A 10,785-nucleotide genomic window follows, 5' to 3' on the forward strand; every position below is an offset into this window, starting at 1 on the left:
AAACTAAAATATTTAGTATTGACTTTTTTAATTTCAAGTGATAAAATACAAATTCATTAGACGTCTAAGTAATTGGAGAGTGAAATTCAAATGAATTGTTTAGATCCTGAATCAAACTATGCTCTCTTCTTGGAGATTGCAAGACTGCATTATCTGAAGACGCATAGATCGTTTCAAAAAAGAGGAGTTTATCCCGGACAGCCGCCTCTTTTGTTTGCACTTTATAAAAACGATGGTCAAAGTCAAGCAGAATTGGCGCGCAGCTTAAAAATGAAAGCTCCTACTGTTACCATTATGCTAAAGCGAATGGAAAAGGCAGGATTGGTAAAAAGGGTCCAGGATGAAGCTGACCAGCGGATTGTGCGGGTATATATTACCGAATATGGCCGAAAACTTTGCAAAAGCATTTATGCAGAAATACAATCTATAGAAGAAAAAATGTTCAGCGGCCTATCCGAGGAAGAAAAGAGTATTCTTAACAGACTTTTTAAAAAAATAAGAGATAACCTTAAAGAACCTATTGAGGCTAATGCGAGGTGATAGTTTTATGAAAAAAATCTTAAGCAATTTAAAACCATATTGGATATTTATTTTAGCATCATTGATCTTTATATTCTGCCAGGCCATGTCGCAGCTGATACTGCCGTCGATGCTTGCAGATATCGTAAATACTGGCATAGTAAATGGTAATACCGGTTACATTCTTTCCGTAGGAGGGAAAATGCTGCTAGTGGCTCTTGGCGCTGTATGTGCTGCAATAGCGGCAAGCTATTGTTCTTCAAGGGCGGCGATGGGTTTTGGCAAATCACTTAGAGAAAGTATTTTTAAGAAAGTGGAGAGTTTTTCTCTTAATGAATTTAATAAAATAGGAACCGCTTCTCTTATAACAAGAACTACAAACGATGTAACTCAGCTGCAAATGGTTGCAATGATATTTTTTAGAATGGTAGTTATGTCTCCCATAATGGCTATAGGCGCTATAATAATGGCTGTATCTACTGCGCCAAGCCTCTCTTTTGTCTTTTGGATAGTTGTGCCTATAATAGCAGGAGTAATAGTTGTCTTATCTAAGTTTTCATTACCGCTTTTTAGAGCCATGCAAGCAAAAATTGATACTGTAAACAGAGTGATGAGAGAAAATCTCACAGGCGTTAGAGTTATTCGAGCCTTTAACAGAGTAGAACACGAGAAAAAACGCTTTAATGCCGCAAATATTGATCTTACGAATGTAGCAATAAGAGTAAATAGGTTAATGGCTATAATGATGCCTCTTGTTATCTTGATATTCAATGTTACAACTGTTGCCATTGTGTGGTATGCAAGCCTCAAGATAAATGCAGCAATGATGGAAGTAGGGGATCTTCTTGCATTTATCCAGTACGCCATGGAAATAATGTTTTCTACAATGATGCTTTCCATGATGTTCATAATGATACCTCGTGCGGCCGCATCTGTAGAAAGAATCAAAGAAGTATTAAATATGGAGCCTGAAATAGTAGATCCTGAAAATCCTGTTATTCCAAAAGAAATAAAAGGGATATTAGAGTTTGATGATGTCACATTCAAATATCCCGATGCTGAAGAGCCGGCATTATCTAATATATCATTTAAAGCACTGCCGGGCCACACTACTGCAATAATCGGTGCTACAGGTTCAGGCAAGTCTACTATCTCCAACCTTATAATGAGGTTTTATGATGTAACCTCCGGCAAAATAACTATAGATGGAATTGACATAAGGAACATTCCGCAGAAAGTTCTTCGTTCATGGATAGGTTATGTGCCCCAAAAGTCTGTTTTATTTACAGGCACTATTGCTGAAAATATAAGGTATGGCAAAAAAGATGCTACAGATGAGGAAGTTCGGCACGCGGCAGAAATTGCTCAAGCAGCAGAATTTATAAATGAAATGAAAGACGGCTTTGATACAATACTTGCAGAGGGCGGTCTTAACGTTTCCGGCGGTCAAAAACAGAGAATTTGTATTGCAAGGGCTATTGTAAAAAAGCCTAAAATATACTTGTTTGATGATAGTTTTTCTGCATTGGATTTTAAAACAGATGCTAAGCTTAGAATGGCATTAAACAAAGAGACTAAAAATTCTACTGTAATAATTGTAGCTCAACGTGTCGCAACAGTTATGAATGCAGATCAAATAATTGTATTAGATGAAGGGCGAATAGCAGGTATAGGAAAACACAAAGAACTCTATGAAAACTGTGAAACATATAGAAATATTGTGCTTTCCCAGCTTTCGGAGGAGGAGATAGCATGAGCAGCGAAAACGAAAGAATAGATAGGCATAGACTTGGCGGCGGAAGACGTAAAGGAGGTCACGGCGGCGGACCGCCTATGGCAAGAGCCATGGAAAAACCCAAGGATTTTAAAGGCAGCTTGATGAGGCTTTTAAATTATATAAAGCCGTATATCCCAATAATTTTAGTTGTATTCTGTATGGCTGCTCTTAGCACTGTGTTTAATATTTTAGGACCTAAAATTATGGGAATGGCAACAACAAAGCTTTTCGAGGGTTCTATGGCCATACTGCGCCATGAGCCCGGGGCCCACATAGATTTTGCTTATATAACCCATATATTGTTTATATTACTCGGCCTGTATATAACGAGTTCTGCATTTAACTATATTCAGCATTATATGATGGCCGGAGTAGCCCAAGGCGTAGTAAGAACGATGAGGGCAGATATAATGGATAAATTGACCAAATTACCCCTTAAATTTTTTGATGCAAACCCATATGGAGAAGTTTTGAGTCGAGTCACAAATGATGTCGATAATATAAGCTCCACGCTGCAGCAAAGTATCACTCAACTGATTACCGCAGTTGTCACTCTTATCGGCGTAATCGTAATGATGCTGACCATAAGTCCTATACTGACTTTGGTTACTGTAATAACATTACCGCTGAGTTTATTAGCTATAAGATCTATTGCATCTCGCTCACAAAAATATTTTGCTATGCAGCAAAGAGTATTAGGCAATTTAAACGGTCATGTGGAAGAAATGTATGGCGGCCATAATGTAGTAAAAGCTTTCGGTCATGAAGAAGACGCCATTGAAGAATTTAAATCCATAAATGAAGAACTTTACGGAGCATCCTGGCGGGCACAGTTTGTTTCAGGTATAATAATGCCTATTATGAACTTTATCAGTAACCTGGGTTATGTCTTTGTATGCGTTACCGGAGGTATAATGGTAGCCGGTGGACGTATCACAATAGGCAATGTGCAGGCATTCATTCAGTACTCACGGCAGTTTACTCAGCCTATAACTCAAACCGCAAATATAGCTAATATCATTCAGTCTACAATTGCTTCAGCGGAAAGGGTATTCGAGATACTAGATCAAGAAGAAGAGATACCCGACAAAGAAGATGCGACAGTTATTGAAAATGCTGAGGGGTATGTGGATTTAGATCACGTGTATTTTAGCTATAAGAAAGATGAGCCTTTAATCGAAGATCTAACAATAGATGTAGACCCGGGACAAATGGTTGCTATAGTCGGACCTACAGGTGCAGGAAAAACAACCCTTGTAAATCTTCTTATGAGATTTTACGAAATAGATTCGGGCAAGATAATGGTAGATCATGTAGATATCAGAGATCTTAAGAGAAGCAACCTTAGGAAAATTTTTGGCATGGTTCTTCAAGACACCTGGCTTTTTAGCGGCACAGTTAAAGATAATATAGCTTATGGAAAAGAAGGAGCTACAGATGAAGAAATAATAAGAGCTGCCAAAGCGGCTCATGCTCACCACTTTATAAAAGCGCTTCCTGAAGGGTATAATACAGTGCTCAATGAGGATGCTTCGAATATTTCCCAGGGTGAAAAACAGCTTATTACTATTGCGCGAGCTATTCTTGCAGATCCTGATATATTGATACTCGATGAGGCAACCAGCAATGTAGATACTCTAACAGAAATGTCTATTCAAAAAGCCATGAAGGAACTTATGGCAAACAGGACAAGCTTTGTTATCGCTCATCGTCTATCCACCATAAGAAATGCAGATAATATTTTAGTTATGAACCACGGCCGGATAATAGAACAAGGCACCCACGAAGAGCTGATGGCAAAAGGCGGTTTTTATGCCGATCTGTATAAGAGTCAATTCCTTGGAGCCTTTGTAGAAGATGAACAAGCAAATGTTATGTAAAATTCAGCGGGAAGTTATTCCTGCTGAATTTTTTCATTTTTGATATTCTTATTATGATATAATAGAGAAAGCACCTAGGAAAGGAGTGTATCGGATGGATACGCTGGAGTTTTTATCTAAAGTAAATAATCTTGCGGGAATATCAGGTTATGAAAAAAATGTTGCAAGCATAACTGCCGACATATTTAAAGAGCTTTGCGATGATGTTGAGGTAGATACTTTTTACAATGTTATAGGCAAAAAATCCAAGAAAATTGGTGGCCCGAAGGTTATGCTAGCGGCTCACTTAGACGAAGTCGGGATGATGGTAACAGATATAGACGATAAGGGTTTTGTAAAATTTACCGGTATAGGAATAGATCAAAGAATACTGCCCGGCCAAGAAGTTAGAATACACGGCAGTAAAGAGGTTTTAGGTATAATAGGGGCAAAACCACCGCATTTGCAAAAACCGGGAGAATCAGACAAGGCTATAGATATTAAAGATATGGCAATTGATACCGGCATGAGTAAAGATGAGTTAATTCAACTTATTAGCATAGGAGATCCAATAACTTTTAAAAGCCCCCTTATAAAAATGAATGATAAGATGATAAGCGGCAAGTCTTTAGACGACAGAGCCGGCGTAGCTGTTATGATTGAGGCTATGAAAGAGCTTGACAAGTTAAATTATACCGGAGAGGTTTATTTTGTAGCAACTAGTCAGGAAGAGCTGGGAAGCCATGGAGCAAAAATAAGCACTTTTAAAATTTCGCCGGATGTTGGCATAGCAATAGATGTAACTCATGGAGAAACTCCGGATGCGCCGAAAGAAAGAACTTGTGTGATAGGCAAAGGACCGGCTATAGGAATAGGCCCTAATATGCATCCTATACTTACACAAAAACTCATAGATACAGCAAAAGAGTATGGTATAGACTATCAAAGCGATGTCATACCCGGGCGTAGCGGCACTGATGCATGGGTGATGCAGGTATCTAAAGATGGCGTGCCTTGTGTGCTGGTTTCCATTCCGCTTAGATATATGCATACAACCGTTGAGACCTTAAATATGGATGATGTAAAGAAGGCAGCAAGGCTCATAGCTCTTTTCATAGCTTCGCTAAAGGAGGAGAAAGAATGGTTGAGCTATTAAAGCGTCTCACTGAAACAGATGGTGTTTCGGGAAACGAAAACAAAATTAGGGAACTTATAAAGGAAGAAATCACCCCATACGTTGATAACATTCATATAGACAGCATGGGTAATCTGATAGCTTTTAAAAAAGGAACAAAAGAGCATCCAAAGAAGATAATGCTTGATGCCCATATGGATGAGGTAGGCCTTATTATTACGTATATCTGCGATAATGGTATGTTGAAGTTTGGCACTATAGGAATAGACCAACGAGTTCTACTTTCAAAAAGAGTGCTTATAGGCGGAAAGGTGTTTGGAGTAATCGGCGTAAAGGCTATACATTTGCAAGAAAAAAGCGAAAGAGAAAATGTAATAAAGCAGGAGAATATGTATATAGACATCGGAGCCTCGTCAAAAGAAGAAGCTGAAAAGCTTGTAAAATTAGGGGATTATGCAGCGTTTACCACAGAATTTGAGGAGATAGGAAATGGCAAGATAAAGGCTAAAGCATTAGACGACAGAGCCGGCTGCGGTGTTCTTATAGAAACACTAAAAGAAAGTTATCCTGATGATATTTACGCATGTTTTGCGGTTCAAGAAGAAGTAGGCCTTCGAGGTGCGATGACAGCATCTTATAAAATAAATCCCGATATAGGTATAGCGATAGAAGGGACTACATGCTCTGACGTGCCCGGAGCAGATGAACATATGTATTCCACAGTTATGGGAATTGGGCCGGCTATTTCGATAATCGACAGAAGCTCATATTCTTCAAAAGAGATAGTCTCTTCCTTGATAGACACAGCTGAATCTTGCAATATTCCTTATCAGATAAAAAGAACTATGACAGGCGGCAATGATGCAGGCATAATCCAGCTTGCACATGAAGGTGTTCGAACGGGCGTAGTGTCGGTTCCTGTAAGATATATACACTCTCCGGTATCTATGATGGACATAAAGGATTATGAAAATACCATAAAGTTAATTAAAGAATTTTTAAGAAAGGGTGTGCTTTAAATGAAGGAGCTTTTAAAAAAACTTGTATCTGTATTCGGCCCGTCAGGCAATGAAGAACTTATAAGAGAAAGCATAATAAATGAAATAGAAGGCTTTGCAGATGAAATCAGAACTGATGTTATGGGGAATTTAATAGCTGTAAAAAAAGGAACAGGTTCCAAAATAATGCTGGCTGCCCATATGGATCAAATTGGTCTTGTGGTTACATTTGTTGATGAAAATGGCTTTTTAAGATTTGCTCCGGCAGGCGGTTTTAGCGTAACAGATCTTATTAACAGGAAAGTGATTTTTAAAAACGGTACAGTAGGTGTCGTAAGCTACGAAAGCGAAATTAAAGAAATAAAAGACATAACTTTAAACAATCTTTATATAGATATAGGAGCAAAGGACAAAGATGATGCTCTTTCAAGAGTAAATATCGGAGATGCAGCGGTTTATTACACACCTTTTGCTGAAAATGGTACACGATGTACTTCTTGCGCCATGGATAACAGAGCATCGTGTGCGCTGCTTATTGAAACCTTAAAAAACATTCAGACCTGTCCTCATGAAGTGTATTTTGTTTTTACTGTTCAAGAAGAATTAGGCCTTCGAGGCGCAACTACTGCTGCATATGCCATTGAACCATATGCAGCTATAGCAGTTGATGTAACGGATACAGGAGATACCCCAAAATCTTTGCCAATGGCGGTAAAACTTGGCGCCGGCCCGGCTGTTAAAGTATTTGATCAGTCAGTAATGGTACACCCGGCAATCAAGAATTTAATGAAAGAAAAAGCCGAAAAATATAATATACCTTATCAAATGGAAGTTCTTAAAGCCGGAGGAACAGATTCCGGAGCAATAGCATTGAGCAAAAGCGGTGTTCCTACAGGATGTCTTTCGATACCATGCAGATATATTCATTCTGACAGTGAGATGGTAGATATTTCAGATATGGAAAATGGCGCAAAACTCCTTTTAAACATTCTTCAAGACGGGATAAAAATTGACAAATAATTTTAATACAAAAAAGAGTTGACTTACACCCGATATTTATGTAAAATAACACCTGTAAAGTTATTTTGCTTTACAGGTGATTTTCATGGATAATATTACAAAACTTAATCTTTTGTTTGACTGCTATGGCAGTCTTCTAACAGAAAATCAAAGAAATGTTTTCAAAATGCATTACTTTAACGACTTGTCTCTTGGCGAAATAGCAGAAATTACAGGCATAACACGCCAAGGTGTTTATGATGCTCTGCGTAGAAGCCAGGAAATGCTGATTAATTTCGAAGAAAATTTGGGAATGGTAAAAAGATACCTAAAACAAGAAAAAGAGATCAAACACATACTAGAAGTTCTTAAGGAAATAGAACCTGGTGTGGATAGTGCCTTTAAAGAAAAATACGAAGACGTTTGTAATTGCGTATATTCATTATTGCAAGAAGGCGGTGAATAAGTTTGGCCTTTGAGTCCCTTACTCAAAAATTAAATGATATTTTCAAAAAGCTTCGCGGTAAGGGCAAATTATCAGAAGCTGATGTAAAACAAGCAATGAAGGAAGTTCGCCTGGCTTTGCTGGAGGCGGACGTAAATTTTAAAGTTGTAAAGGAATTGGTTGCCAGAATCACCGAACGTGCTATAGGACAAGAAGTCATGGAGAGCTTGACTCCCGCTCAACAAGTTATAAAAATTGTCAACGAAGAACTTGTTGCCTTGATGGGACCTGCTCAAAGTAAAATCGATTTTTCTAAAGATATAACCGTTATAATGATGGTTGGTCTGCAGGGATCAGGCAAGACCACTACAGCAGGTAAACTGGGCAAATTTTTTGCAAAAGATGGTAAAAAACCTCTACTGGTTGCGGCAGACGTCTACCGCCCAGCTGCTATAAAGCAACTTCAGGTAATTGGAGACAAAGTAGGCCTGCCCGTTTTTTCAATGGGGCAGCAAAATCCAGTGGACATATCTAAAGCGGCAATAGAGTATGCAAGAAAAAACAACCATAATGTCGTAATAATAGATACAGCAGGGCGCCTGCACATAGATGATGAATTAATGGATGAGCTTATAAACATAAAAAATGCGGTAAATCCATCGGAGATTTTGCTTGTGGTAGACAGTATGACAGGCCAGGATGCAGTTAATGTAGCAGAAGAATTTAACAAAAAATTAAGCTTAACAGGCTTAATACTTACAAAACTCGATGGCGATACCAGAGGCGGTGCTGCTCTTTCTGCAAAAGCTGTTACAGGATGCCCTATAAAATTTGTAGGAATGGGAGAAAAGCTTGACGACTTAGAAAGCTTTTACCCTGAGAGAATGGCGTCTCGAATCTTGGGAATGGGTGATGTTCTATCGCTGATAGAAAAGGCCACGGCAGATTTTGACCTTAAAAAAGCTCAAGAATTGGAAGAAAAGTTAAAGACCCAGAATTTTGATCTTAACGATTTTATGGAACAGCTATCTCAAGTTAAAAAAATGGGTTCTTTGAGCCAAATACTCGATATGATACCCGGTTTTTCTCAGCAAAAACTAAAAGGTGTAGAAGTAGATGATAAAGAACTGGTTCGAATAGAGGCCATCATTAGCTCTATGACACCTTCTGAGCGCAGCGACCCGTCAATAATAAATGGCAGCAGGCGCAGACGAATAGCAGCCGGCAGTGGAACTGCCATTCAAGATGTAAATAGGCTACTAAAGCAGTATGAGCAAACTAAAAAAATGATAAAACAATTTACGCGAATTGAAAAAAGCGGCAAAAAGTCTCGTCAAAAATTACCATTTTTTAACTTTTAAAGGAGGTGAGACAATGGCAGTAAAAATAAGACTAAAGCGCATGGGCGCCAAGAAAAAACCTTTCTACAGAGTTGTGGTTGCCGATAGCCGTATGCCAAGAGATGGCAGGTTTATAGAAGAGATTGGCTACTATGATCCTTTGGCAGATCCTATCAAAATAAAATTAAATGAAGAGCGAGCTGTTGAATGGCTTAAAAATGGAGCTATCCCAACTGACACAGTAAAGTATTTATTTAAAAATGCCGGGATTTTGCCTGACAAGAAAGCTGCAAAACAAAATAGCGAAGGTGAAGCTGAGTCGTTGTAAGCAATAATAACTTAGTTAATCTAAAGGGGGAAATATCAAGTGACAGAATTAGTTGAGTATATCGCAAAAGCATTGGTAGATCATCCTGAAAATGTTGTCGTAAACCAAATCGAAGGAGAACAGTCTGTTATACTAGAGCTTAAGGTTGACCCTGAAGACATGGGAAAGGTGATTGGCAAACAAGGCAGAATTGCCAAAGCTATCAGGACCGTTGTAAAAGCTGCAGCGGCAAAGGAAGGCAAAAGAGTTGTTGTGGAGATTATATAAAAAATCATCCGAGAAGTAAGCCTGGGGAGAAGGAATTTGAACGAAAAATATTATATAACCATAGGCCGAATAATATCTGCTTGGGGTGTTAAAGGACAAGTCAAAGTTGAACCTTTAACGGATTTTCCTGAAAGATTCAAGAAATTGGAAAATGTTTTTATTAACCTAAAAGGGGAATTTGTTTGTTGTAAGATAGAATCGATTACACTGTTAAAAGGCTACTTTCCAATCGTTAAATTTAATGGGGTAGATTCAAAAGACAAGGCAGATGATTTGAGGGGATGCTATATTGCCGTCAGGAGAGAAGATGCAGTAAAATTGCCCGAAGGCCGCTACTTTATATGTGATATAGTGGGTCTTAGGGTCTTTGATGAAACTTCCGGAACATATATCGGAACAGTCAAAGATGTTCTTCAAACAGGCGCAAATGATGTATACATTATAGAAACAGATGCTAAATCAGAAATCCTCATTCCAGCGATTAGACAAGTAGTAAAGAAGATAGATTTTGAAAATGGCATAATAGCGATTGAACCGCTGGAGGGGATGTTCTAGTGCTTAACATTTATATACTTACACTGTTTCCCGAGTTTTTTGAGAGCCCCTTTAGCGTGAGCATAATAAAGCGAGCCATCGATCGAAACTTAGTCAAAATTGAACTTATAAACATACGAGATTTTTCCCATGATAAACATAAAAAGGTTGACGACTATCCTTATGGCGGAGGCTGTGGGATGGTTATGAAACCGGAACCGATTTTTGAATCGGTGGAATATGTGGAAAAGAAGATTGAGTCTACAAACAGGCGAATAATTTTATTGTCCCCTCAAGGCAAAATTTTTAACCAAGCCATAGCTCAGGAGTTGTCTTGCGAACAGAATTTAGTCTTTATTTGCGGACATTATGAAGGCATAGACGAACGAGTTAAGACTATAATAACAGATGAGATATCTCTGGGAGATTTTATTTTGACAGGCGGAGAAATTCCTGCCCTTGCAGTAACAGATTCTGTTATAAGGCTTGTTCCCGGTGTCTTAGGAAGCAGTGATTCTCCGGTTAATGAATCTTTTTGCAACAATCTCTTAGAATACCCCCAATATACGCGACCCGAGATTTAC

General features: G+C 38.5%; 12 protein-coding genes. All 12 read left to right on the forward strand.

Annotated elements, in window-relative coordinates; translation table 11 throughout:
- Positions 1-90 precede the first annotated feature (90 nt).
- On the forward strand, positions 91-540 hold the full coding sequence (locus tag BUE08_RS07865; protein ID WP_059034225.1) for a MarR family winged helix-turn-helix transcriptional regulator: 450 nt from the start codon (positions 91-93) through the stop codon (positions 538-540).
- 7 nt (positions 541-547) lie between these two features.
- Positions 548-2,275, forward strand: a complete 1,728-nt coding sequence (locus tag BUE08_RS07870; protein WP_059034223.1) for an ABC transporter ATP-binding protein — start codon at positions 548-550, stop codon at positions 2,273-2,275.
- A complete protein-coding gene (locus BUE08_RS07875) occupies positions 2,272-4,176 on the forward strand; it encodes an ABC transporter ATP-binding protein (protein ID WP_059034221.1) in 1,905 nt (634 codons plus the stop codon). The genes BUE08_RS07870 and BUE08_RS07875 overlap by 4 nt, the downstream gene beginning before the upstream one ends.
- A gap of 94 nt (positions 4,177-4,270) precedes the next feature.
- Positions 4,271-5,311, forward strand: a complete 1,041-nt coding sequence (locus BUE08_RS07880) for a M42 family metallopeptidase (protein WP_286680687.1) — start codon at positions 4,271-4,273, stop codon at positions 5,309-5,311.
- A complete protein-coding gene (locus BUE08_RS07885; RefSeq protein WP_286680688.1) occupies positions 5,296-6,309 on the forward strand; it encodes a M42 family metallopeptidase in 1,014 nt (337 codons plus the stop codon). The genes BUE08_RS07880 and BUE08_RS07885 overlap by 16 nt, the downstream gene beginning before the upstream one ends.
- On the forward strand, positions 6,310-7,308 hold the full coding sequence (locus tag BUE08_RS07890; RefSeq protein ID WP_059034215.1) for a M42 family metallopeptidase: 999 nt from the start codon (positions 6,310-6,312) through the stop codon (positions 7,306-7,308). It abuts the gene before it with no gap.
- Positions 7,309-7,393: 85 nt separating this feature from the next.
- Complete coding sequence (ylxM, locus tag BUE08_RS07895; protein WP_286680689.1) at positions 7,394-7,753, forward strand: YlxM family DNA-binding protein; 360 nt, start codon at positions 7,394-7,396, stop codon at positions 7,751-7,753.
- Between the two features lie 2 nt (positions 7,754-7,755).
- Positions 7,756-9,093 carry a signal recognition particle protein gene (ffh, locus tag BUE08_RS07900; RefSeq protein ID WP_059034212.1) on the forward strand — a complete coding sequence of 446 codons (1,338 nt, stop codon included), beginning with the start codon at positions 7,756-7,758 and terminating at the stop codon, positions 9,091-9,093.
- Between the two features lie 13 nt (positions 9,094-9,106).
- Positions 9,107-9,400 carry a 30S ribosomal protein S16 gene (gene rpsP, locus BUE08_RS07905; RefSeq protein WP_059034210.1) on the forward strand — a complete coding sequence of 98 codons (294 nt, stop codon included), beginning with the start codon at positions 9,107-9,109 and terminating at the stop codon, positions 9,398-9,400.
- Between the two features lie 39 nt (positions 9,401-9,439).
- Entirely contained in the window at positions 9,440-9,667 is a 228-nt protein-coding gene (locus BUE08_RS07910) for a KH domain-containing protein (protein WP_059034209.1), read from the forward strand.
- Between the two features lie 36 nt (positions 9,668-9,703).
- On the forward strand, positions 9,704-10,222 hold the full coding sequence (rimM, locus tag BUE08_RS07915) for a ribosome maturation factor RimM (RefSeq protein WP_286680690.1): 519 nt from the start codon (positions 9,704-9,706) through the stop codon (positions 10,220-10,222).
- Positions 10,222-10,785: tRNA (guanosine(37)-N1)-methyltransferase TrmD (gene trmD, locus BUE08_RS07920; RefSeq protein ID WP_286680691.1), on the forward strand; the 564-nt coding region annotated here is incomplete at its 3' end. The genes rimM and trmD, both read left to right, overlap by 1 nt.

Source organism: Tepidanaerobacter sp. EBM-49 (assembly GCF_001896645.1).
In the GTDB taxonomy this organism is placed as follows: domain Bacteria; phylum Bacillota; class Thermosediminibacteria; order Thermosediminibacterales; family Tepidanaerobacteraceae; genus Tepidanaerobacter; species Tepidanaerobacter syntrophicus.

Coding starts and splice junctions, on each gene's coding strand:
- BUE08_RS07880 (WP_286680687.1), top strand. CDS start 4,271: ATGGATACGCTGGAGTTTTTATCTAAAGTAAATAATCTTGCGGGAATA.
- rpsP (WP_059034210.1), top strand. CDS start 9,107: ATGGCAGTAAAAATAAGACTAAAGCGCATGGGCGCCAAGAAAAAACCT.
- BUE08_RS07865 (WP_059034225.1), top strand. CDS start 91: ATGAATTGTTTAGATCCTGAATCAAACTATGCTCTCTTCTTGGAGATT.
- BUE08_RS07885 (WP_286680688.1), top strand. CDS start 5,296: ATGGTTGAGCTATTAAAGCGTCTCACTGAAACAGATGGTGTTTCGGGA.
- ylxM (WP_286680689.1), top strand. CDS start 7,394: ATGGATAATATTACAAAACTTAATCTTTTGTTTGACTGCTATGGCAGT.
- BUE08_RS07890 (WP_059034215.1), top strand. CDS start 6,310: ATGAAGGAGCTTTTAAAAAAACTTGTATCTGTATTCGGCCCGTCAGGC.
- BUE08_RS07870 (WP_059034223.1), top strand. CDS start 548: ATGAAAAAAATCTTAAGCAATTTAAAACCATATTGGATATTTATTTTA.
- BUE08_RS07875 (WP_059034221.1), top strand. CDS start 2,272: ATGAGCAGCGAAAACGAAAGAATAGATAGGCATAGACTTGGCGGCGGA.